Origin of the sequence: Myroides marinus, from assembly GCF_900109075.1 — a bacterium.
Lineage (GTDB): Bacteria > Bacteroidota > Bacteroidia > Flavobacteriales > Flavobacteriaceae > Flavobacterium > Flavobacterium marinum_A.
Genome location: NZ_FNYS01000001.1, coordinates 1 through 23,342 on the forward strand (window position 1 = coordinate 1; position 23,342 = coordinate 23,342).

The following is a 23,342-nucleotide window of genomic DNA, read 5'->3' on the forward strand; positions in this document are numbered from 1 at the left end:
TACACTACTCTATTATATATAGTACAGATATACTCTTATTGAGTAGTTATACTCCCCTACTCTATATTATATAGTATATATTGTGCAAATAGCTATTTTTAAAGGTTATCCCCTTTTCTAGTTATCATTTTTTGCTCTTTAACGCTTTATATGTCCATTTATACCTTTTAAAACACTATTCAAAAGGTATTTCTAATTTAAATATCCTATTATCACACTTTTAGAGCACTAAAAGTAAAAAAGTGGGCTACTTTTTTACTTCTCAAATTGAGATAAATTAAACTCAATAGGCTAAAAATCAAAAACTTATAAACAAAACACTTTAATCACTTACTTTCTAAAACATACTTCTAACCCCAGTAACAGCAAGCCTTCGCCATAAATCCTTTTACAATCCTTTTACAATTCTTCTACAATTCCCCCTATTTGCTCTAAACAAAAGCTGTTTTATAAGAGAATCCTAAAACCATCTTAGACCTATCGTAGAACAATCTTTCTCTAGCAATTGCATATAAAAAAACCTCAGTATTTAATACTGAGGTTTTTTATCACAAAATAAATATGTCATAAATTCTATCTAATCTTAATAGTACAATTAGATAAATCTTCTATAATAGCTAATGATTCTACTCTTACTCCACGATCTTCAATCAACTTACGCCCATTTTGGAATGCTTTCTCTATAATAAAGCCCATTCCCACTAAGTTTGCGCCTGATTGTTTAATTAAATCAAGTACTCCTACAGCTGCATTTCCATAAGCTAGAAAATCATCTACAAACAGAACATTATCTGTAGGCTGCAAAAAATCACTACTAATAACAACATCATAAGTTCTATCTTTAGTAAAAGAATGAATCTGTGTATGTAGCATATTCTCCATTGTGCTTGGTTTCTTCTTTTTTGCAAAAACAACTGGAAGGTTTAATAAATACCCCGTCATAATAGCAGGTGCAATACCACTTGCTTCAATAGTCATAATCTTATTCACATTAGTTCCTGCAAATCTCCTTACAAACTCTACACCTATTGATTTCATCAATACAGGATCCATCTGATGGTTAATAAAGCTATCTACTTTTAATATTCCACCCTCGAAACATCTACCATCTTGCAAAATTCGTTCTCTTAATAATTCCATATAAGTTGTGTTGTGTTATTATAAAAACAAAAGGAAGATAATTCTTCCTTTGAAAGTTGCATGCGAATTTACGTATAATCTATTTATACTCCTTATAATAAAAGTAAACTTTATGTATCTTATAAATTCTATACCTCATATTATATAAAGCCTCAATTACCATAACCTAATGACTCAAAAAACAAGATAGTCAATTAATTCTTATAATTTTGTTCCTTTTAAAACAACAAATGGACGGACAACACTTTGTCCTAACTTATTTGTTGTGTTCTCCATATACTGCCATTGTTCAATATTATAAAATCCGATATTAGTCATCAAGCGTATCAACCATTCAGTTTTATGGAAATAAAAGATGTCTTCTGTTACAAAATTTTGTTTTAAAGCGAAGTCTTTTTGAATATAAGCGAGAGTAAGTTGTCCTTCAGACTTAAGAACTCTATAAATATCTTGAAAATACTTACTAGGTTCTTCCCAAAAGTAAATAGTGTTAATTGAAAAACAACTATCAAAAGTTTTATCCATAAAAGCTAACTTACCTGAATCATCACCTATAGATAGAGCAACCTTCCTTTGTTTAATCAAATCATTATTAAACTCACTAGCTTCCTTTAACATAGTTTCTGATATTTCTACTCCATCATATAGAATGTCTTTATCTTTTGAAAATAAATAAGGTAAATGATGACCATTGCCAAATCCTAGCTCTAAAATATGTCCACCTCCTTTAAAATTAAGACGATCAATTGTTTTATAAATCATGTTACTATTGGAACTATACATTATATTACCAACTTTAACTCCAACATCTCCACTAGGACATCTCAACTGTTTAGCTAGTTCGCTATTTTCCAATTGTTCCATATATTATATTTTTAATCAAATATAACTATTTAGAATAAATCTTAATAATTTATTTTTATAATTATTTACCCTTACTTTTTTCTATCCTTTTAATCTACATCACATTATGAATAAGTAATAAAAAAACCCCAAGAGCGACAATCTTGGGGTTTTCTAACAAAAATAAACTAACAACTCAATAAACAACAAATACTGAAAGTATTGATGATTACATTGAATCAAAACATAACTTGCGACAACAAATTGGTTATGTTATATTTTTAAAGTTATCTTAATAAACTATATTCGAATTTCGGATAACCTCTTTCTCCTTTCTCATTCATAAAGCTTAAGACACGCATTTTATAATAATTTCCTTTAGAGTCTTTTATTACATAAAAAACATCATTAAACAATTTCTTATCATTAGCTACATCTCTCCAAGTACCACCTATAGTACGTAAATCAGGAGATAACAATGCCATATCAACATCTTTTAAAGCAAAATCCTTATACATTGTCTTATCCTTAGCAGGAATACTTACCTTATATGAAGTAACTCCACCATAACGGTTATTAACAATAAAATCTGAATAACCGTAAGATCCTTTAGGATCCCCTTTCTGATCAACCGTATTAGTGAACACAGTAAAGTTTAAGTCCCACTTCTTCTTAGTTGGTTCTACATCAACAATTCTATCATTATTAAAACTAAAGAAGACAAAATTATATGCTGAATTCTTAGTAATCACTACTTCCTTATGTGTACTATCATTTAGATCAGCATACTGCAACAAATATCCATTATCTCTTCTCAATACTCTAATTTTCTTCCAACCTCTACTATCACCAGTTACATTTACTGATCCCTTTGCAACGTCATTACTTCCTGGCTTAAAACCTAAATTAACTAAGTATACTTTATTTTCTATATCACTTAACTTAATTTCACTAATAGCAGTTGACTCTAAATATCCTGATGGAAAATCAATATAGGCAACATTAGCAGGATCAAAAGTCCCTATTTGTACTTTTCCTTTTAATCCAGTGACATCAGTTTCTTTTATTTTATCAATGTCTGTAGAAGACAAAATAGAAGCAGCCATATAAATAGAACCATTCAATTTTACACGATAATCTGTATCCGAATAAAAAGCTAGATCCCAAGAATCACGTTGAACTGGATACATCGCTTTACCACCTAAATCAACATAAACTTGCTTAGATTGACTAGGGCCACCTAATAAAGGTGATAAAACACCTCCAATAGCTGTATCGAAACTAACTACCATAATATTGTACCCTTGGATGCTAACATCCTTCACTGAATAATTAACTTTTACAATATCATACTGAACCGTTTTGTCTGTACGATCATGAGGAAAAATTAAATTATTAAACATAAAAGATGCTTTCGTAGCTCCCTTAATAAAAGGAATAGTTAATATAGTTTCCTTAGTAGCAGGAACTGTACTAAAATCTACATCATACTTTGCTTTAGAAGGAGTCATCATTAACTCTATACTACCATCTGCAAGAGCTGGTTCTGAGAAAACAATTGTTAATTCCTTACTTTTTTCTATCTCACTATAACCTATAGATTGCTCTTCGAATGCAACTATAAATTCTTTTGAATTTTTATTCCCATTTTTAGAATCCTTTTCACATGAAGTAAATATCACTAATGAAAAAAGAACAAAAACTATTTTGACTAAATATCTCATTTATACTAAAAACCTAATTTATACTGTAATTTGACAAAGAAACTACGTCCATATCCTAAACTCTGCGCAGCTCCACCATCACTATGTGCTGTTCCAGAACTAGTAGTAGTTTTTAATGATAACACATCAAACATATTACGAACACCTAAAGTAGCAAACAACATATTCTTAAAGAAAGGTTGGCGTATACTCAAGTCCATCCACGAATAACTCTCTTGTTTTCCCTTGATATAATACTCACCAAACATATCAGTTTCCATTTTATATCTGTATTCTTCTCCATTATATTTATAATACAGAGAGAAAGTTGTACCTGTCGAAGGAAGTTTATAACTAACATTAGCTGTAACCTCTGGTGTATACAAGAATTTATCAGTATCTCCAGGAGCTCCATAAATCTGTTGAGCAGAACCAGAGTAAGTAAAACCTAAACCTACGTCAAGAGTTTTCCAACGAAGTTGATTTAAAAAAGTTACCCCGACATTTCTATAACGATTTACATTCTCATACTTAAATTTTAAACCATCCGGATCAATAATTTGTATCTGATCGATTTTATCTTTAACATTCAAATAACGTCCAGTAATATTAGTGTTAAACTCAAAGTCCTCATTAATCTCAAATGCCTTCTTTAAATTTAAAAAAAATGTTTTTCCTTTTTCAGGATTAAGATTTGGATTTCCTTGTAAATCATGATTAACGTCTACAAAATAAGTATACAACTCTTCGTAATTTGGTAACCTAGGAGAAGTACCAACAGTAGCACGAACCTCATAATTATTAGGCAATACATACTTAAGCATTAAACTCATAGCATGTTGACTATCAAAAGTACTAGATGTCATTAAACGATATCCTGGTCTAATCATAAAATTAGGCAGTACATCTATTTCAGAAGATGCATAAAAATCATAACTTCCTAAAGACTTACTTGTAGGTTTTTCACCTAATGATTCGCTCATTACAGAATAACCCTTACTTTGTGAAACCTCATATCCTACTTGAAACTTAGCTCTTTCCCATTTGATAAAATCACTAAAAGTTCCTCTTGAGAAAAATACCTCTCTACTTTCACTCTTATATGAACTTCTATCAAATTTCTCATCATACTTAATACGATATCTATAAAAGTCAACATCACGCTCTTGCTTTTGATAAGTAAATGATAAATCAAAACGAAGTAGATCATATAACTTACCAGAAGTATTTAAAATATTAGCCCAACGTTTAGTATTGACAAGTCTATCTTTTGCAATTGGATCAATAGTTTCAAATACAGGATTTTCATTCATATCAAATATCTTACTATAATCCTTCATTCTTTCATCAAAATACTCGAACTTATAAAACACTCTATACGACTTATGATGGTAGTTAAGTAAGGCTTTTACATTGTTTTGATTTTTTGGCAACCATTCATGTCCACGTTTATCTTCGTCTCCATAATAAGTATGCCCTTTTCTATCATTATACCAACCTTTAAAATCATTATGTGTATAACTTACACTAGCATATAAATTATCATTTATATTATGTCCTAAAGTTAAACCTTGAATATGCTTCCCTTTATTCTTCCAATCATACTCCTTTCCAACAGTTTCTTCTTGAGTAAAGAAATTTACATTCCAATCATGAATATTATTTTTCTTTGTAATAATATTTATAATTCCTGTAACAGCATTAGCACCATAATCAACTCCCATGGCTCCTTCTACAATTTCAACTTGTTCGATATCATCCAAATTAATCTGAGTTAAATCAGTATTATTACCAAATCCTTCATCAGAAATCATAGGAACATTATCTATAAGTATCGTAAAATATTGAGCATCTAAACCAAACATTTTGACAGACGACTTACCAGTACCTGCATTAGGTAAAATAGAAATATTCATCACTTGATTAAGCGCATCAGCTAAAGTGACTGCCCCTAAATTCTCTAAACGTTGTCTATTTAATACAGTTACATTATTCACAGCTTTATTAATAGACTGAGGACTATACTGTCCTGATATTACAATTTCTCCAAGATTAGCGTTGGGTGGCGTTATAGTATCATGTACTTGTGCCAAAGTTATCATAGGCATTGCACAAAGGGCACTAAGTACTAATATGTTATTACGCTTCATTTATTTTGATATTTTATTTAGATGAATTCTTGATTGCAAATATAAAAAAATATATTATTTAAAATCAGTTTAAATAATATATTTAAAAATAAAAAAACGAAGCCTAGGCTCCGTTTTTTATATACGAGTTAAATCATATTAATTCTTAGGTAAGAAAACTTCCGCCATCATACAACGAGCACTTCCACCACCACACATTTCTATAGTGTCTAGACTACTATGTAATATTGGACAATGTTTCTCTATTGCTTTAATTTGAGCCTCAGTTAAGCTCTCATAAGCTTGAGTAGACATTACTAAGTAACGCTTATCATCAGCACCTTTTACTTGTAACATGTTACCAGCAAAACTATTTACTTGTTCTTCAGTAATAGTAATTACTTCCTTCCCAGAAGATTTTAAACTATTAAGAACAGTTTTTCTCTCTTGTTTATCATCGATACAATCAGCGCAGATAACAGCGAATGTCTCAGCTAAACACATCATTACATTAGTATGATAAATATGCTTTCTCTCACCATCAACAGTCTGGAATGCTTCAAAAATAACTGGATCATTTTCAAACTCCTCACAGAATTCAATAACTAAGCCTTCATCTGCACGTGGAGAAAGAGCACAATATGTTTTTTCATTAGCTCTATCTAACAATAAACTTCCAGTACCTTCTAAAAACAAATCATCTTCTTCAGCTGAAGTATAATCCCAGATGTCAGTGATCTCGAAACCTTTATCTTCTAATATCTCCAAAATATCTTCACGTCTCTCTAACCTTCTATTTTCTGCAAACATAGGATAAAGAATAACTTCACCTGATTCATGGAATGATATCCAATTATTAGGAAAAATACTATCAGGCGTATCTGGATCTAAAGTATCATCAACAACGATAACATCAACTCCAACAGCTCTAAGCTTCTCAACAAAAGTATCAAATTCTTGTTGTGCTTTAGCGTTTACAGTTGCAGGTGTAATATTATCTAAAACTTTTTGATAATAATTGTTTACAGCTGTTTGCTCATTCATACGAAACGCAACTGGGCGTATCATTAAAATTGTATTTGTAGTCTGATTCATATCTTATATTTTAATCACGTATCAAAGGTAGTGTAGAACATCTTAAAAGTCCCTCTTGTTTTGCAATTTCTGCATAAGGAATTTCTTCTACAACAAAATTATTTTCTCTCAACCAATTATTTAAACGAGTAAAATTACGTTCTGAAACAACAACTTCAGGACTGATAGAAAATACATTAGAAAACATATGATACATTTCTTCTCTTTCAATGTGGAATAGGTTGTCTTTTCCGAACAGCTCTACTAAACTATAGTATTCCTTTTCATCATAAAAGCCACCTTTATATATAATCCCCTTATCATTTCCTACAGGTTGGAAACAACAGTCTAAATGCAAAGCATTATCACGTGGTTCAGTCTTAGATTTTACTAAATCAAAAGACAATACTGTTTTATTAGGGAATAATTCTTTTATAAAATCAACACCAAGTTGATTAGTACGAGCTGTTATATAGTTTTTATAATCAGGTCGTTTATAAGTACCTATTAGAACATAATCATTCCATAACATTACATCCCCCCCTTCGAAATGAACTTCTTCAGGCGCTGAAATAATATCAGATGGATTTATTTGGTCTAATACGTATTGGATAGCATCCAACTCACGATCTCTATCCGGTAAAATATTAGCTTTAATGAATTTGTCTTCTATAACAAATCCAATATCTCTTGTGAAAATTTGATTATAATTTTCAATAAGGTTAGGTCTAAAAACCTGAACATCGTATTTCTCGAATACTTTATTAAAAGCATCCATCTCTTTAATCATATCACTCTCTACAGGATAAGTCCCTGCTAAGATATGTTCTAATGATTTAGGATCATATGCTTCTTCTACTGTAGGTGTGGGTCCGATACTATTTGCAGTACCAAGGACCACAGCCCGCAATCTTGAGCTTTCATTGTTTACGTTTAACTTAAGCATAAATTATGTTTTGCACAAATATAACAAAATACTCTATATCGCAACTCTAACAAACTCAGAAAACACAGCAAATATGACACAATAAAAAAGGCATCTGATATAGATGCCTTTGATATATAAAGAAATATTATTTTCTATCTTTCATTGGAACGAAGCTTCTTAATTCTTCACCAATATATAATTGTCTAGGACGACCAATTGGTTCTTTATTAATTCTCATTTCTTTCCATTGAGCGATCCAACCTGGTAAACGACCAATTGCAAACATTACTGTAAACATTTCAGTAGGGATACCTAATGCTCTATAGATAATACCTGAATAGAAATCAACATTAGGATATAAGTGTCTTTCTACAAAGTAAGGATCTTTTAATGCAGCTTCTTCAAGCTTCTTAGCTATTTCTAAAACTGGATCATCAACTCCTAATTTACCTAATACTTCATCAGCAGCTTTTTTAATGATACGTGCTCTTGGGTCAAAGTTTTTATAAACTCTATGTCCGAATCCCATTAAACGGAATGAATCATCTTTATCTTTTGCTTTTGCTAAGTACTTATCTACATCGCCACCATCATTTTGAATAGCTTCTAACATTTCTAATACCGCTTGATTAGCTCCACCATGTAAAGGTCCCCATAATGCTGAAACTCCAGCAGAAATAGAAGCAAATAATCCAGCGTGAGAAGAACCTACCATACGTACCGTAGAAGTAGAACAGTTTTGTTCATGATCAGCATGTAAAATAAACAACTTATCGATTGCATTCTTAACTACAGGGTCAATCTCATAAGGACTTGTAGGAAGGGCGAACATCAATCTTAAGAAATTATCAACATAACTCTTAGTATTATCATAATAGTTTAAAGGATATCCTTTTGCTTTTCTATAAGTCCAAGTAGCAATTACTAAGAATTTACTCATAGTCTTACATACAGCCTCATACAAATCTTTCTTACAATCTGCATCAACAACTTTAGGGTTAAAAGCAGTAAGAGCACTTGTTAAAGAAGCTAACACTCCCATAGGGTGAGCTGTCTTAGGGAATCCATCAATGATATTCTTCATTTCTTCATTAACTAATGAATATTTTCTAATATCATTTTCAAACTTCTCTAATTCTTCTTGTGTTGGTAACTCTCCAAAGATAATTAAGTAAGATACTTCTAAAAAGTTAGAATTCTCAGCCAAATCCTCAATTGAATATCCTCTGTATCTTAATATTCCTTCTTCTCCATCTAAGAATGTAATCGCACTTTTACATGCTCCAGAGTTTTTATAACCTGGATCATAAGTAATAGCTCCAGTTAAAGCACGTAATTTTAAAATATCAATTGCTACTTCATTTTCAGTACCAACTAACACAGGAAACTCGTGTCTTACACCGTCAACTTCTATATAAGCTGTTTTAGACATATTGTTATTTTTTTATTTTTATACAAGTTTTATAATCTATACAAGTAAAATATTACATAGATTTTCAGTAGGAAAGATAGGAATTATTATGCATACATACAAGTTATATCCCAAAACAAACTACCAAAAAAACACAAAAAACAAGCTTTTACATTCCAATAAAACGAATGAAAAAATATAATACTTTAAATTATCATATTATCACTAAAACATATAAAAAAATAAAATTTATTCAACACAAAAAACACCTAAAAACTGTTAAGAAGGAAAAACAATAGCATCTAGGTATAATAAAAAAACGCGATAGATACCTATCGCGTTTTTTATATAAAGAAATAATGATATTTACTATCTATTTACTTTGAAAGCTTTTCCTTGTGGATAATATGCTACATCACCTAATTCCTCCTCAATTCTTAATAACTGGTTGTATTTTGCCATACGATCAGATCTAGAAGCTGAACCTGTTTTAATTTGTCCACAGTTCAATGCAACTGCTAAATCTGCTATAGTGCTATCTTCAGTTTCACCTGAACGATGAGACATAACAGATGTAAATCCAGCGTTCTTAGCCATATTAACAGCTGCAATAGTTTCAGTAAGAGTACCAATTTGATTAACTTTAATCAAAATAGAATTACCAATTCCTTCTGTAACACCTCTTTCAAGTCTAGCAACATTAGTTACAAATAAATCATCTCCCACTAATTGTACTTTATCACCTAACTTTTCTGTTAAATACTTCCAACCATCCCAGTCATCTTCATACATACCATCCTCAATAGAAATAATAGGATATTTAGCTGCCAATTCAGCTAGATAATCTGCTTGCTCTTGAGAGCTACGAATTTTACCAAGAGAACCTTCAAACTTTGTATAATCATATTTTCCATCAACATAGAACTCTGAAGCAGCACAATCTAAAGCTATCATAATCTCATCACCAAATCTATATCCTGCATTTTCAACTGCTAACTTAATAGAATCTAATGCATCTTCAGTTCCATTTAATGTTGGAGCAAAACCTCCTTCATCTCCAACAGCAGTACTTAAGCCTCGGTCATGTAAAACTTTCTTTAAATGATGGAAAATTTCAGTTCCCATTTGCATTGCATGGCTAAAAGTAATTGCCTTAACCGGCATAATCATAAACTCTTGAAATGCAATAGGAGCATCAGAATGAGATCCTCCATTTATAATATTCATCATTGGAACAGGTAACGTATTAGCAGACACTCCACCAACATAACGGTATAAAGGCATTCCTAATTCTGCTGCCGCAGCTCTAGCCACAGCTAAAGAAACACCTAAAATAGCATTAGCTCCAAGGTTACCTTTATTACTAGTACCATCCAATTCTATCATTAGTTGATCAATAGTATTTTGTTCAAATACACTTACACCAACAACATGTTCTGCAATAATATTGTTTACATTCTCTACAGCTTTCATAACACCTTTTCCCATGAAAGCCTTACCTCCATCACGTAATTCAACAGCTTCGTGCTCTCCTGTTGACGCTCCTGAAGGAACTGCAGCTCGTCCTAACACTCCACTCTCTGTAATAACATCTACTTCAACTGTAGGATTCCCTCGAGAATCTAATATTTGACGTGCGTGCACACTGATAATTGTACTCATAAATCGTGTCTTAAAAATTTAGTATACACAAATTTACAACATTCTTTTTCAGCAAAGAAGAAAACACCTCAAATAAAATTAACATAAAACAACAAAGGAACTACAATGTAGTTCCTTTAGCTTTTTTCATATTATCTACGAAGATATCAAATAAATATCTTGAATCATGAGGTCCTGGACTTGACTCTGGATGATACTGAACAGAGAATACATCTCTATCCTTCATCTTCATACCTGCCACAGTTCCATCATTCAAATGCACATGAGTTAACTCTAAACTAGCATGCTTATCTAATTCTTCTTTATTAATAGCAAATCCATGATTTTGTGAAGTAATTTCACCTTGAGTTGAATCAAGATTCATAACTGGATGATTTACTCCACGGTGTCCACTAAACATTTTAAAAGTATTAACACCTTGAGATAAACCAATTAATTGGTGACCAAGACATATACCAAAAACAGGCATCCCAGCATCTAATACCTTACTAACCGTATCTAAGACTCCTAAATTAGCTAGGGCTTGTGGATCACCAGGCCCATTAGATAAGAAGTATCCGTCAGCACCGAACTCTTTTAAAGTATCAAAAGAAACATTATAAGGATAAACCTTAACATAACAATCTCTCTCTTCAAAACAACGCAAAATGTTCGTTTTAATACCAAAATCAATTGCAGCAACTTTATACGTTGCATCTGGATTTCCAAAGAAATAAGGTTCTTTAGTAGAAACTTTAGAAGATAACTCTAAACCTTCCATAGATGGAACTTCCTCTAATAAAGCTTTTAATTCATCTATAGATTTACCATCTGTAGATATAATAGCATTCATCGCTCCATTATCTCTAATATGCGCAGTTAACGCACGAGTATCAACATCAGATATAGCGATAAGATTTGCCTTTTCTAAATATGTCAATAAATCAGACTCTGAATTTGGTCTTGAATGATAATAACTAAAGTTTTTACAAACTAAACCAGCGATTTTAATACCATCAGAATCAACTTCATCTTCATTAACACCATAGTTACCTAAATGTGCGGTAGTAGATAACATAATCTGACCAAAATATGAAGGATCTGTAAAAATCTCTTGATAACCTGTCATACCAGTATTAAAACAAATTTCACCAACTGCAGTGCCTTCTACACCCACTGATTTACCAAAAAAAACAGTTCCATCTTTTAAAACTAAGACTGCCTTTTTTCTCTCTGTATATTCCATCTTAAATGTTGTGTTGTTTTTAAATTCTTAGCAAAAATAAATAAAAAAAGGACATCCTTAAAAAGGATGTCCTTAATATTATAAATAAACAAAATAAATTTTGTTGATACTATTCATTAGATTCAGCTTCAGTTGAAGTTGCTTCAGTCGCAGGAGCATCAGCAGCTTTCTTTTTACCTCTACGAGTAGAAGATTTTTTAGCTTCTTTCTTAGCAACATTGTAAATTTCGTTGAAATCAACTAATTCAATCATTGCCATATCAGCGTTATCTCCTAAACGATTACCTAATTTAATAATACGAGTATATCCACCTGGACGATCTCCTACTTTTTGAGCTACTTCTCTAAAAAGTTCAGTTACCGCTTCTTTGCTTCTCAAATAAGAGAAAACAATACGACGGTTATGAGTATCGTCAGTTTTAGCTTTAGTTACTAGTGGCTCAATAAACTGTTTTAAAGCTTTAGCTTTAGCTACAGTAGTATTGATACGCTTGTGCTCGATTAAAGAACAAGCCATATTAGCAAGCATAGAATTTCTATGTCCAGCTTTTCTACCTAAGTGATTTATTTTCTTTCCGTGTCTCATTTCTTACTAGAATTTAGACTTTACAGTCTAGTTTATTCTTTATCTAATTTGTATTTTGATAGATCCATCCCGAAATTAAGTCCCTTAACTGCAACTAACTCTTCTAATTCAGATAAAGACTTCTTACCGAAGTTTCTAAATTTCATTAAGTCATTTTTGTTAAAAGATACTAAGTCTCCTAATGTATCTACTTCAGCCGCTTTCAAACAATTCAATGCTCTAACTGAAAGATCTAAATCAACTAATTTAGTTTTTAGAAGCTGTCTCATATGTAATGATTCCTCATCGTATGATTCAGTTTGTGCAATCTCATCTGCCTCTAAAGTAATTCTCTCATCTGAGAACAACATAAAGTGGTGTATTAATGTTTTTGCAGCTTCAGTTAATGCATCTTTTGGATGAATAGAACCATCGGTAATGATATCAAAAACTAACTTTTCATAGTCAGTTTTTTGTTCAACACGATAGTTTTCGATAGCATACTTAACGTTCTTAACTGGAGTATAAATTGAGTCAGTAAAGATAGTACCAATAGGAGCATTAGGTTTTCTATTCTCTTCAGCTGGTACATAACCTCTTCCTTTCTCAATAGTAAGATCCATATTAATAGTCACATTACTATCCATATTACAGATAACTAATTCTGGATTCAGAATTTGGAAACTAGAAATGAATTTCTGGAAATCACCTGCAGTCAACTGTTCTTTACCAGAGAAAGAGATACTAACATTTTCATTATCAACATCTTCAATTTGACGTTTAAAACGAACTTGTTTTAGGTTAAGAATGATTTCAGTAACATCCTCAACTACACCAGCGATAGTAGAAAACTCATGATCTACTCCTTCGATACGAACTGAAGTAATAGCATATCCTTCAAGAGAAGAAAGAAGAACTCTTCTTAATGCATTACCTATAGTCAATCCATATCCCGGTTCCAAAGGTCTAAATTCGAATTTACCTTTAAAATCGGTCGAATCAATCATGATAACTTTATCGGGCTTTTGAAAATTAAATATTGCCATATTTGTTTCGACTGAATGTCAATTATTATTTGTTGTACAACTCTACGATTAACTGTTCTTTGATGTTTTCAGGAACTTGAAGTCTTTGAGGTACAGCAACAAAAGTTCCTTCTAACGTTTCAGGATTCCAAGTAATCCATTCGTAAACAGCGCTAGAATTAGATAATGAACGTTCGATAGTCTCTAGAGATCTTGATTTTTCACGAACTGCAACTTTATCACCAGGTTTTAATTGGTATGAAGGAATATTTACTAATTCCCCATTAACAGTAATATGTCTATGAGAAACGATTTGACGTGCAGCTCTACGAGAAGGAGCAATACCCATTCTGTAAACTACGTTATCTAATCTTGACTCACATAATTGGATTAATACCTCACCAGTAACTCCACGAGCTGCAGCAGCTTTTTTGTATAAGTTTCTGAATTGTTTTTCTAAAATACCGTAAGTATATTTAGCTTTTTGTTTTTCCAATAACTGGATAGCATACTCAGATTTCTTACCTCTTTTTCTTGCTAAACCATGTTGTCCTGGAGGGTAATTTCTTTTTTCTAAAGATTTATCATCTCCGAAAATTGCTTCACCGAACCTACGTGCGATTTTTGTTTGTGGACCAGTATATCTTGCCATTTCTTAAAAATTGAAAAAAGGTAGGGATTATGAATTCAGGTCACTTTCCTCCGATAATCTATTCCTACCTTTGGTTATACTATAAATTAAACTCTTCTTCTCTTTGGAGGACGACATCCGTTGTGTGGCATTGGAGTAATATCGATAATCTCAGTTACTTCGATTCCACCATTATGTAAAGATCTGATTGCAGATTCTCTTCCGTTTCCAGGTCCTTTTACATAAACTTTTACTTTTTTCAATCCTGCCTCAAGTGCAACTTTACCGCAATCTTCTGCAGCCATTTGAGCAGCGTAAGGAGTGTTCTTTTTAGAACCTCTGAATCCCATTTTACCTGCAGATGACCAAGAAATCACTTCACCTTTTTTGTTTGTTAATGAAATGATGATATTGTTAAACGTCGCATTAATATGAGCTTCACCTGTTGACTCAACAAGTACTTTACGTTTTTTTGTATTCGCTTTAGCCATATTACTACTTATTATTTAGTTGCTTTTTTCTTGTTAGCAACAGTTTTTCTTTTACCTTTTCTTGTTCTAGAGTTGTTTTTAGTTCTTTGTCCTCTTAATGGAAGACCAGCTCTATGACGGATACCTCTGTAGCATCCGATATCCATTAAACGTTTGATGTTTAATGAAATCTCTGAACGTAATTCTCCTTCAATTGTGAATTGACCAACAGCTTCACGGATAGCTCCGATCTCGTCGTCATTCCAGTCTTGAACTTTTTTATCTTCGCTAACTTTAGCTCTTTCTAGAATTTCTTTAGCTCTGCTTGAACCAATTCCGAAAATATAAGTTAAAGCAATAATTCCTCTTTTGTGTTTAGGTATATCTACCCCTGCGATTCTTGCCATAATTATCCTTGTCTTTGTTTAAATCTAGGATTCTTTTTATTAATAACGTAAAGTCTACCTTTTCTACGTACTATAATGCACTCGGCACTTCTTTTTTTAACTGATGCTCTTACTTTCATTTTAATAGCCTCTTTAATATCTATAAGTAATTCTTGCTTTGGTCAAGTCGTAAGGGCTCATCTCTAATTTTACTCTGTCTCCAGGTAATAATTTGATATAATGCATACGCATTTTACCAGAGATATGTGCGATTACTACGTGTCCATTTTCTAATTCCACACGGAACATAGCATTAGATAATGCTTCAATAATTGCTCCGTCTTGTTCTATTGCTGATTGTTTTGCCATAAAAACTAAGCTGTTGCTCTTCTATTTTTACCACTTGTCAACATATTATCATACTGTCTATTCAGTAGATAAGCATTGACTTGTTGAATTGTATCGATTACAACACTTACCATAATCAATAACGATGTTCCTCCATAAAACATTGCCCAACCTTGTTGAACTCCTAATAAACTTACAACAATTGCAGGGAAAACTGCGATTAATGCAAGGTATAGAGAACCTGGGAATGTTATCAAAGACATGATTCTATCTAAGAAATCTCCTGTTTCACTACCTGGTTTAACACCTGGAATAAACCCTCCACTTCTTTTTAAATCATCAGCCATCTTATTAGTAGGTACTGTAATTGCGGTGTAAAAGTACGTAAAAATTATGATTAATAAAGCAAAAAGTGCATTATACTCCCAACCGAACACATTATGAAATGTTGTACTGATCGATTTCGCAGTATCTGAAGTTGACAAACCTGCTACTGCAGCTGGCACGAACATAATCGCTTGAGCGAAAATAATCGGCATAACTCCTGATGCATTTAACTTTAATGGAATCCACTGACGATTACCGCCTAACATAGATTGATCATAAGTTCCTGAAGCACTTCTTCTTGCATATTGAACCGGTATACGTCTCACAGCAAGAGTTAAATAGATACAAGCAACAATGATTAACAACCATAAAATTACTTCTATAACCACCAACATAGGTCCTCCATTATTTTCAGTGATTCTAGATTGGAATTCTTGGATGAAAGACATTGGAAGTCTTGCAATAATACCAACCATAATCAATAATGAAATCCCATTTCCAATACCTTTATCAGTAATTTTTTCACCTAACCACATTGCAAAAACAGTTCCGGTCACTAGTATAATTACTGAAGAAAACAAGAATGAGAAAGAATTGAAACCTAACAAAAATGCATCTGGTGGTAATTGCACATACAAGTTATAGATGTAACTAGGCCCTTGTAATAAAGTAATACCAATTGTCAACCATCTTGTTATTTGGTTCATCTTCTTTCTACCGCTTTCCCCATCGTTTTGTAGTTTTTGCAAATAAGGAACCGCGATTCCCATCAACTGAACTACAATGGAAGCAGAAATATAAGGCATAATACCTAATGCAAATACAGATGCTTGCGCAAATGCACCACCTGTAAAAACATTTATTAACCAACCAATTCCTTGGTCAGTTTGCTGTGTTAAAGCATGCAATTTCGTTGCGTCAATACCTGGAAGGGTAACTTGTGTACCAAAACGGTACACAAGTAATAACCCTAAAGTTATCAAGATTTTGTTCTTTAACTCTTCTATTTTCCAAATACTGGCTAATGTTTCAAAAAACTTCTTCATCTTGTTTATTAAGATTTTATAACGTTACAATTTCTCCACCAGCTGCTTCGATTGCCTCTTTAGCAGATGTTGAAAACTTGTGTGCAGAAACTTTTAATTTTGCTTTTATCTCTCCACGCCCTAAAACCTTAACTAAACTATTTTTAGAAGTTAATCCTAACTCAACTAAAAGAGCAAAATCAACAGTATCTTTCACTACTCCGCTATCAACTAAAGATTGTAATTTTTCTAAGTTGATTACGTCATATTCTACTCTATTGATATTTTTAAAACCAAATTTAGGAACACGTCTTTGAAGTGGCATTTGCCCTCCTTCAAATCCGATTTTTCTTGAATATCCTGAACGTGATTTAGCACCTTTATGTCCTTTTGTAGAAGTTCCTCCTTTACCAGACCCTTCACCACGACCAACACGTTTGTTTTGGTTGTGTACTGAACCTTTTGCTGGTTGTAAATTACTTAAATTCATACTCTACAATATTATTTAGCCTCTTCTACAGAAACTAAGTGTTGAACTTTACTTACCATTCCTAAGATTGCAGAAGTTGCTTCATGTTCTACAACTTGACCAATCTTACGAAGTCCTAAAGCCTCTAATGTTCTCTTTTGTGAAAGAGGACAATTGATTTGGCTTCTTACTTGTTTTACTTTAATTTTTGACATAATTCTCTCAAATTAACCTTTAAATACTTTTTCTAAAGAAATTCCTCTTTGTTTTGCAACTGTAGAAGCACTTCTTAAACGTAATAAAGCGTCAAAAGTAGCCTTCACCACGTTGTGAGGATTTGAAGATCCTTGAGATTTAGATAATAAATCTTTAATCCCTACAGACTCTACAACCGATCTCACAGAACCTCCAGCAATTACTCCAGTACCCAAAGATGCAGGCATCAATAATACTCTAGCTCCACTGAATTTTCCTTTTTGTTCGTGAGGAATAGTATGACCATTTAAAGGAACTCTAACTAAGTTTTTCTTTGCATCCTCTACTGCTTTAGCGATTGCTTCAGAAACGTCTTTTGATTTACCCAAACCATGACCCACTACACCGTTCTCGTCACCTACAACTACTACAGCAGAGAATCCAAAAGCTCTTCCCCCTTTAGTAACTTTAGTAACACGGTTTACACTAACCAAACGATCTTTAAGATCAAGACCAGTTGGTTTTACAAATTCTACGTTTTTATAATTTTGATACATAACTATTTAGAATTTTAATCCAGCTTCTCTAGCGCCTTCAGCTAATGATTTAACACGACCGTGGTATAAATAACCTCCTCTATCGAAAGATACAGTTTCTACACCAGCTTTCAAAGCTTTCTCTGCAATTAGTTTCCCAACCGATGCAGCAGTTTCAATATTGGTTCCTCTTGTTACACCAGCTTCTCTTGAAGATGCTGCAGCTAGAGTTACTCCATTCACGTCATCTATGATTTGCGCATAGATTTCTTTATTACTTCTGAATACAGAAAGTCTTGGTTTAGCAGCAGTACCGCTAACAATCTTTCTAATTCTGAATTTAATACGTTGTCTTCTTTCAGATTTTGTTAATGACATAGTCTTAATTTTTAAGCTGATTTACCTGCTTTTCTTCTTAACTCTTCACCCACAAACTTGATACCTTTTCCTTTGTAAGGTTCTGGTTTACGGAATGAACGGATTTTTGCTGCTACTTGACCAACTAATTGTTTGTCATATGAAGTTAACTTGATAATTGGATTTTTACCTTTTTCAGATATAGTTTCCACTGTTACTTCTTTTGCAATATCCATTACGATATTATGAGAGAAACCTAAAGCTAAATCTAACTTTTGTCCTTGGTTAGCAGCACGGTATCCTACCCCAACCAATTCCAAACTGATAGTAAATCCTTCTGAAACTCCTTTAACCATATTGTTGATTAAACTACGGTATAAACCGTGTTTAGCTCTTTCAATCTTATCATCAGAAGAACGCTCAACAATAACTTGGTCTTCTTCAACTTTAATACTAACTGTATCAAATTTTTGAGAAAGCTCTCCTAATTTACCTTTTACAACAATCTCTCCTTCTTTAACGTCAACCGTTACACCTGCAGGGATTGCTATTGGACTTTTACCTATTCTTGACATCTCTTAGTCTTTTTAAATTAGTATACGTAACAAACAACTTCTCCACCAACATTCAATTGTTTCGCTTGTTTACCTGTCATCAACCCTTTAGATGTTGACACGATAGCGATTCCTAATCCGTTAAGGATTCTAGGAAGATCTGCTGCAGAAGCGTATTTACGCAAACCTGGTTTACTAATTCTTTGGATATCTCTAATTACAGACTCTTTTGTGTCTTTATCATATTTCAAAGCTATTTTGATTGTTCCTTGAACTGAACTATCATCAAATTTATAGCTTAAGATATATCCTTGATCGAATAATATTTTCGTGATTTCTTTTTTGAAGTTCGAAGCTGGAATTTCTACCACTTTATGGTTAGCTCTCACAGCGTTTCTAATTCTTGTAAGGAAATCTGCTATTGGATCTGTATACATGTTTTTACCTTTAAATCTTAATTACCAACTTGCCTTTTTTACTCCAGGTATCAATCCATTATTTGCCATTTCACGGAAAGTAACACGAGAAATACCGAATTGACGCATATACCCTCTAGGTCTTCCTGTTAATTTACATCTGTTGTGTAAACGAACTGGAGAAGCATTTTTAGGTAACTTTTGTAATCCTTCATAATCACCAGCTTCTAAAAGAGCTGATCTCTTAGCAGCATATTTGTCAACTAATGCTTGTCTTTTAACCTCACGGGCTTTCATTGATTCTTTAGCCATACTTAATTCTTTTTAAAAGGTAATCCTAATTCAGCAAGTAAAGATTTCGCTTCTTTATCTGTTTCAGCAGATGTAACGAAAGTGATATCAAAACCAGCGATTTTGTTAACTTTATCGATATTGATTTCAGGGAAAATGATTTGCTCAGTAACACCTAAGTTATAATTTCCTCTTCCGTCAAAACCATCAGATTTAATACCTGAAAAGTCTCTTACACGTGGTAAAGCTGAAGTTACTAAACGATCTAAAAATTCATACATTTTCTCTCCGCGTAACGTTACTTTTGCACCAATTGGCATTCCTTTTCTTAATTTAAAAGTAGCAACGTCTTTCTTAGAGATTGTAGCAACTGCTTTTTGACCTGTAATCTTAGTTAATTCCTCAACAGCGTAATCAACTAATTTTTTATCAGAAACAGCAGCACCAACTCCACGGCTAACAACGATTTTTTCAAGTTTTGGAACTTGCATTACGTTTTTATAACCGAATTCTTCAGTAAGAGCAGAGATAACTCTGCTTTTATATTCTTCTTTAAGTCTTGGTATATAAGCCATAACTATAATACTTGTTTTGATTTTTTAGAAACTCTTACATTTTTTCCGTTCTCTCCTTTTTGGATAGCTACTTTAGTAGTTTCTCCTGTCTTAGGATCTACGATCGCTAAGTTTGAGATTTGGATTGGAGCCTCTTTTTTAACAATTCCACCTTGAGGGTTAGAAGCACTTGGCTTCACGTGTTTTGAAATGATATTCACCCCTTCAACAATAGCTTTGTTTTTCTCACGTAATACACGTACTACTTTACCTTCAGTCCCTTTGTGGTCCCCAGCGATAACGCGTACAGTATCTCCTGTTTTTATCTTTAGCTTAATCATGTTTAGAACGAATTATAACACCTCTGGTGCTAATGATACAATTTTCATGAATTGTTTTTCACGAAGCTCTCTTGCAACCGGACCAAAAACACGAGTTCCTTTCATCTCTCCAGCAGCATTTAACAATACACATGCGTTATCGTCAAATCTGATGTAAGATCCGTCAGCTCTTCTCACTTCTTTTTTAGTACGAACTACAACTGCAGTTGAAACGCTACCTTTTTTCACGCTTCCGTTTGGAGTTGCTTCTTTAATTGAAACTACAATTTTATCACCTACAGAGGCATAACGACGTTTCGTTCCTCCTAAAACACGGATAGTCAAAACTTCTTTTGCACCTGTGTTATCTGCTACTTTAAGTCTAGATTCTTGTTGTACCATAATTATTTCGCTCTTTCAATGATTTCAACTAATCTCCAACATTTTGATTTAGATAATGGACGTGTCTCCATAATCTTTACAGTATCACCAATGTTGCAATCATTTGTTTCGTCGTGTGCAACGTATTTTTTCGTTTTCAACACGAACTTACCATATAATGGGTGTTTTACTCTCTTTACTTCAGACACAACAATAGATTTCTCCATTTTGTTGCTAGTAACAACACCTATTCTTTCTTTTCTTAATTTTCTATTTTCCATCTTTCGGCAGAATACAATTATTGTAACTCTCTTTTACTTAACTCTGTATTCACTCTTGCAATACTTCTTCTTACAACTTTTAATTGTAATGGATTCTCGATTGGAGAAATTGCATGAGCTGATCTCAGGTTATTATATGTGTTCGTCAACTGTACTAGTTGCTCTTGTAATTCAGCTACAGATAGATTTACTATTTCAGATTGTTTCATGATAAAAATTTTATTATGCTTCGAAATCTCTAGCAATTACAAATTTAGTTTTTACAGGAAGTTTTTGAGCAGCTAAGCGTAAAGCTTCTTTTGCTACTGAAATTGGCACTCCACCAACTTCGAACATAATCTTTCCTGGTTTTACCACAGCAACCCAGTATTCTACTGCACCTTTTCCTTTACCCATACGTACTTCTAGAGGTTTCTTAGTGATAGGTTTGTCTGGGAAAATTTTAATCCATAACTGCCCTTCACGTTTCATGAAACGAGTAGCTGCGATACGCGCAGCCTCGATTTGACGTGAAGTGATAAATGCAGAGTCCATAGATTTGATTCCAAACATACCATTTGAAAGTTCATGCCCTCTTTGAGAAATCCCTTTCATTTTACCTTTCTGTACCTTACGGTATTTTGTTCTTTTAGGCTGTAACATTTTTCTTCAGTTTAAAAATTACTTTCTTTTGCGTGGGTTAGATTTACCTTTTGGAGCAGATCCTGCTGATTTAGATTGTTTTTTATCCATACCAGCTAACGGAGAAAGATCTCTCTTACCGTAAACTTCACCTTTCATGATCCACACTTTGATCCCCATTCTACCGTAAGTAGTGTGAGCTTCAGCAAGTGCATAATCGATGTCAGCTCTGAAAGTTGATAACGGAATTCTTCCTTCTTTGAAAGTCTCAGAACGTGCCATTTCAGCACCGTTTAAACGACCAGAAATCATAACTTTGATTCCTTCTGCATTCATTCTCATTGCAGCAGCCATAGCCATACGGATAGCTCTACGGTAAGAAATTCTGCTTTCGATTTGACGAGCGATACTAGCAGCCACTAAGTATCCATCTAATTCAGGACGTTTGATTTCAAAGATATTGATTTGAACTTCCTTATCAGTAATCTTTTTCAATTCCTCTTTTAACTTGTCTACCTCTTGTCCACCTTTTCCGATAATGATACCAGGTCTAGCAGTAGTGATAGTAACGGTTACAAGTTTTAAAGTTCTCTCGATGATTACTTTAGATACACTAGCTTTTGATAAACGAGCATGGATATACTTTCTGATCTTGTGATCTTCAGCGATTTTATCACCGTAGTCATTTCCACCATACCAGTTTGAGTCCCATCCTCTGATAATACCAAGGCGATTCCCGATTGGATTAGTCTTTTGTCCCATACTGCTTATTAATTGCTTTGTGTGTTATTATTAGATCCTAACACGATTGTTACGTGGTTAGAACGTTTTCTGATTCTGTGTGCTCTTCCTTGAGGTGCAGGACGAAGTCTTTTCAACATCATTCCTCCATCAACTCTGATCTCTTTAACGATTAAACCAGCTTCTTCAATATTTGCGTCGCTGTTTTTCGCTTGCCAGTTAGCAATTGCAGACAAAAGTAATTTCTCTAAATTACGAGAAGCTTCTTTTGAACTGAATTTTAATATATTTAGAGCTTTTTCTACTTTCTGACCTCTTACTAAATCCGCTACTAAGCGCATTTTTCTAGGAGAAGTAGGGCAATTGTTTAGCTTTGCGAAAGCAACTTGCTTGTTAGCTTCTTTAATTTGCTCAGCTCTTTCTCTTTTACGAACTCCCATAGCTTCTTATTATTTTTTACCTTTATTCTTTGCACCAGCGTGACCTCTAAAAGATCTTGTTGGTGAAAACTCTCCTAATTTATGTCCTACCATGTTCTCTGTTACATAAACAGGAACAAACTGACGACCATTATGTACTGCGATAGTTTGTCCAACGAAATCAGGTGTAATCATTGAAGCTCTAGACCAAGTCTTGATAACTCCATTTTTTCCACTTTCTACGTTTACTTGAACTTTCTTCTCTAATTTATAGTGAACATAAGGTCCTTTTTTTAACGAACGTGCCATGTCTTA

33 protein-coding genes are annotated in these 23,342 nt (G+C 33.1%); all 33 read right to left on the bottom strand.

Annotation, left to right across the window (positions count from 1 at the left end):
• Positions 1 to 573 precede the first annotated feature (573 nt).
• The 33 genes from xpt to rpsS all read right to left on the bottom strand — a co-directional run bounded on the left by xpt (position 574) and on the right by rpsS (position 23,336).
• Positions 574 to 1,140, bottom strand: a complete 567-nt coding sequence (gene xpt / locus BMX53_RS00005) for a xanthine phosphoribosyltransferase (RefSeq protein ID WP_038988254.1) — start codon at positions 1,138 to 1,140, stop codon at positions 574 to 576.
• Between the two features lie 201 nt (positions 1,141 to 1,341).
• Complete coding sequence (locus BMX53_RS00010) at positions 1,342 to 2,004, bottom strand: class I SAM-dependent methyltransferase (RefSeq protein ID WP_074743995.1); 663 nt, start codon at positions 2,002 to 2,004, stop codon at positions 1,342 to 1,344.
• Between the two features lie 266 nt (positions 2,005 to 2,270).
• Positions 2,271 to 3,707, bottom strand: a complete 1,437-nt coding sequence (locus BMX53_RS00015) for an HmuY family protein (protein ID WP_074743997.1) — start codon at positions 3,705 to 3,707, stop codon at positions 2,271 to 2,273.
• A gap of 5 nt (positions 3,708 to 3,712) precedes the next feature.
• Entirely contained in the window at positions 3,713 to 5,836 is a 2,124-nt protein-coding gene (locus tag BMX53_RS00020) for a TonB-dependent receptor plug domain-containing protein (protein ID WP_074743999.1), read from the bottom strand.
• A 138-nt stretch (positions 5,837 to 5,974) separates the two neighbouring features.
• Positions 5,975 to 6,910, bottom strand: coding sequence for a citrulline utilization hydrolase CtlX (gene ctlX, locus BMX53_RS00025; RefSeq protein WP_038988258.1), 936 nt, complete (start codon positions 6,908 to 6,910; stop codon positions 5,975 to 5,977).
• A 10-nt stretch (positions 6,911 to 6,920) separates the two neighbouring features.
• Positions 6,921 to 7,835 carry a dimethylarginine dimethylaminohydrolase family protein gene (locus BMX53_RS00030; RefSeq protein ID WP_038988259.1) on the bottom strand — a complete coding sequence of 305 codons (915 nt, stop codon included), beginning with the start codon at positions 7,833 to 7,835 and terminating at the stop codon, positions 6,921 to 6,923.
• A gap of 127 nt (positions 7,836 to 7,962) precedes the next feature.
• Positions 7,963 to 9,249, bottom strand: coding sequence for a citrate synthase (locus BMX53_RS00035; RefSeq protein WP_038988260.1), 1,287 nt, complete (start codon positions 9,247 to 9,249; stop codon positions 7,963 to 7,965).
• A 348-nt stretch (positions 9,250 to 9,597) separates the two neighbouring features.
• Complete coding sequence (gene eno / locus BMX53_RS00040; protein ID WP_038988261.1) at positions 9,598 to 10,890, bottom strand: phosphopyruvate hydratase; 1,293 nt, start codon at positions 10,888 to 10,890, stop codon at positions 9,598 to 9,600.
• A 100-nt stretch (positions 10,891 to 10,990) separates the two neighbouring features.
• Positions 10,991 to 12,115 carry a glutamine-hydrolyzing carbamoyl-phosphate synthase small subunit gene (gene carA / locus BMX53_RS00045; RefSeq protein WP_074744001.1) on the bottom strand — a complete coding sequence of 375 codons (1,125 nt, stop codon included), beginning with the start codon at positions 12,113 to 12,115 and terminating at the stop codon, positions 10,991 to 10,993.
• A gap of 109 nt (positions 12,116 to 12,224) precedes the next feature.
• Entirely contained in the window at positions 12,225 to 12,701 is a 477-nt protein-coding gene (gene rplQ, locus BMX53_RS00050; protein WP_038988263.1) for a 50S ribosomal protein L17, read from the bottom strand.
• A 32-nt stretch (positions 12,702 to 12,733) separates the two neighbouring features.
• Entirely contained in the window at positions 12,734 to 13,726 is a 993-nt protein-coding gene (locus BMX53_RS00055) for a DNA-directed RNA polymerase subunit alpha (protein WP_038988264.1), read from the bottom strand.
• A 25-nt stretch (positions 13,727 to 13,751) separates the two neighbouring features.
• Positions 13,752 to 14,357, bottom strand: a complete 606-nt coding sequence (gene rpsD, locus BMX53_RS00060) for a 30S ribosomal protein S4 (RefSeq protein ID WP_038988265.1) — start codon at positions 14,355 to 14,357, stop codon at positions 13,752 to 13,754.
• An 86-nt stretch (positions 14,358 to 14,443) separates the two neighbouring features.
• Entirely contained in the window at positions 14,444 to 14,827 is a 384-nt protein-coding gene (gene rpsK / locus BMX53_RS00065) for a 30S ribosomal protein S11 (RefSeq protein WP_006259473.1), read from the bottom strand.
• A gap of 11 nt (positions 14,828 to 14,838) precedes the next feature.
• A complete protein-coding gene (gene rpsM / locus BMX53_RS00070; protein ID WP_038988266.1) occupies positions 14,839 to 15,213 on the bottom strand; it encodes a 30S ribosomal protein S13 in 375 nt (124 codons plus the stop codon).
• 2 nt (positions 15,214 to 15,215) lie between these two features.
• Positions 15,216 to 15,332 carry a type B 50S ribosomal protein L36 gene (gene ykgO / locus BMX53_RS00075; protein ID WP_002987490.1) on the bottom strand — a complete coding sequence of 39 codons (117 nt, stop codon included), beginning with the start codon at positions 15,330 to 15,332 and terminating at the stop codon, positions 15,216 to 15,218.
• Positions 15,333 to 15,345: 13 nt separating this feature from the next.
• Positions 15,346 to 15,561, bottom strand: a complete 216-nt coding sequence (infA, locus tag BMX53_RS00080) for a translation initiation factor IF-1 (RefSeq protein WP_002987492.1) — start codon at positions 15,559 to 15,561, stop codon at positions 15,346 to 15,348.
• Between the two features lie 5 nt (positions 15,562 to 15,566).
• Entirely contained in the window at positions 15,567 to 16,913 is a 1,347-nt protein-coding gene (gene secY / locus BMX53_RS00085; RefSeq protein ID WP_038988267.1) for a preprotein translocase subunit SecY, read from the bottom strand.
• A gap of 16 nt (positions 16,914 to 16,929) precedes the next feature.
• Positions 16,930 to 17,382, bottom strand: coding sequence for a 50S ribosomal protein L15 (rplO, locus tag BMX53_RS00090; RefSeq protein ID WP_038988268.1), 453 nt, complete (start codon positions 17,380 to 17,382; stop codon positions 16,930 to 16,932).
• A gap of 11 nt (positions 17,383 to 17,393) precedes the next feature.
• Positions 17,394 to 17,576, bottom strand: coding sequence for a 50S ribosomal protein L30 (gene rpmD, locus BMX53_RS00095; protein ID WP_038988269.1), 183 nt, complete (start codon positions 17,574 to 17,576; stop codon positions 17,394 to 17,396).
• Between the two features lie 12 nt (positions 17,577 to 17,588).
• On the bottom strand, positions 17,589 to 18,113 hold the full coding sequence (rpsE, locus tag BMX53_RS00100; protein ID WP_006259479.1) for a 30S ribosomal protein S5: 525 nt from the start codon (positions 18,111 to 18,113) through the stop codon (positions 17,589 to 17,591).
• Positions 18,114 to 18,119: 6 nt separating this feature from the next.
• Entirely contained in the window at positions 18,120 to 18,470 is a 351-nt protein-coding gene (rplR, locus tag BMX53_RS00105; RefSeq protein ID WP_038988270.1) for a 50S ribosomal protein L18, read from the bottom strand.
• 11 nt (positions 18,471 to 18,481) lie between these two features.
• Entirely contained in the window at positions 18,482 to 19,024 is a 543-nt protein-coding gene (gene rplF / locus BMX53_RS00110; RefSeq protein ID WP_038988271.1) for a 50S ribosomal protein L6, read from the bottom strand.
• Positions 19,025 to 19,041: 17 nt separating this feature from the next.
• On the bottom strand, positions 19,042 to 19,440 hold the full coding sequence (gene rpsH / locus BMX53_RS00115) for a 30S ribosomal protein S8 (RefSeq protein WP_038988272.1): 399 nt from the start codon (positions 19,438 to 19,440) through the stop codon (positions 19,042 to 19,044).
• Positions 19,441 to 19,461: 21 nt separating this feature from the next.
• Positions 19,462 to 19,731, bottom strand: coding sequence for a 30S ribosomal protein S14 (gene rpsN / locus BMX53_RS00120; RefSeq protein ID WP_038988273.1), 270 nt, complete (start codon positions 19,729 to 19,731; stop codon positions 19,462 to 19,464).
• Between the two features lie 2 nt (positions 19,732 to 19,733).
• Complete coding sequence (gene rplE / locus BMX53_RS00125) at positions 19,734 to 20,285, bottom strand: 50S ribosomal protein L5 (protein WP_038988274.1); 552 nt, start codon at positions 20,283 to 20,285, stop codon at positions 19,734 to 19,736.
• 2 nt (positions 20,286 to 20,287) lie between these two features.
• Positions 20,288 to 20,605 carry a 50S ribosomal protein L24 gene (gene rplX / locus BMX53_RS00130; RefSeq protein WP_038988275.1) on the bottom strand — a complete coding sequence of 106 codons (318 nt, stop codon included), beginning with the start codon at positions 20,603 to 20,605 and terminating at the stop codon, positions 20,288 to 20,290.
• Between the two features lie 12 nt (positions 20,606 to 20,617).
• On the bottom strand, positions 20,618 to 20,986 hold the full coding sequence (gene rplN / locus BMX53_RS00135; RefSeq protein WP_006259486.1) for a 50S ribosomal protein L14: 369 nt from the start codon (positions 20,984 to 20,986) through the stop codon (positions 20,618 to 20,620).
• 2 nt (positions 20,987 to 20,988) lie between these two features.
• Positions 20,989 to 21,246, bottom strand: a complete 258-nt coding sequence (rpsQ, locus tag BMX53_RS00140) for a 30S ribosomal protein S17 (protein ID WP_006259487.1) — start codon at positions 21,244 to 21,246, stop codon at positions 20,989 to 20,991.
• 17 nt (positions 21,247 to 21,263) lie between these two features.
• A complete protein-coding gene (rpmC, locus tag BMX53_RS00145; protein WP_038988276.1) occupies positions 21,264 to 21,455 on the bottom strand; it encodes a 50S ribosomal protein L29 in 192 nt (63 codons plus the stop codon).
• 13 nt (positions 21,456 to 21,468) lie between these two features.
• On the bottom strand, positions 21,469 to 21,888 hold the full coding sequence (rplP, locus tag BMX53_RS00150) for a 50S ribosomal protein L16 (RefSeq protein ID WP_006259489.1): 420 nt from the start codon (positions 21,886 to 21,888) through the stop codon (positions 21,469 to 21,471).
• An 18-nt stretch (positions 21,889 to 21,906) separates the two neighbouring features.
• Positions 21,907 to 22,629 (bottom strand): 30S ribosomal protein S3, encoded by a 723-nt coding sequence (gene rpsC / locus BMX53_RS00155; RefSeq protein WP_038988277.1) that lies wholly within the window; start codon positions 22,627 to 22,629, stop codon positions 21,907 to 21,909.
• Between the two features lie 8 nt (positions 22,630 to 22,637).
• A complete protein-coding gene (gene rplV, locus BMX53_RS00160; RefSeq protein ID WP_038988278.1) occupies positions 22,638 to 23,048 on the bottom strand; it encodes a 50S ribosomal protein L22 in 411 nt (136 codons plus the stop codon).
• Positions 23,049 to 23,057: 9 nt separating this feature from the next.
• Entirely contained in the window at positions 23,058 to 23,336 is a 279-nt protein-coding gene (gene rpsS, locus BMX53_RS00165) for a 30S ribosomal protein S19 (RefSeq protein ID WP_006259492.1), read from the bottom strand.
• Positions 23,337 to 23,342: the final 6 nt, after the last annotated feature.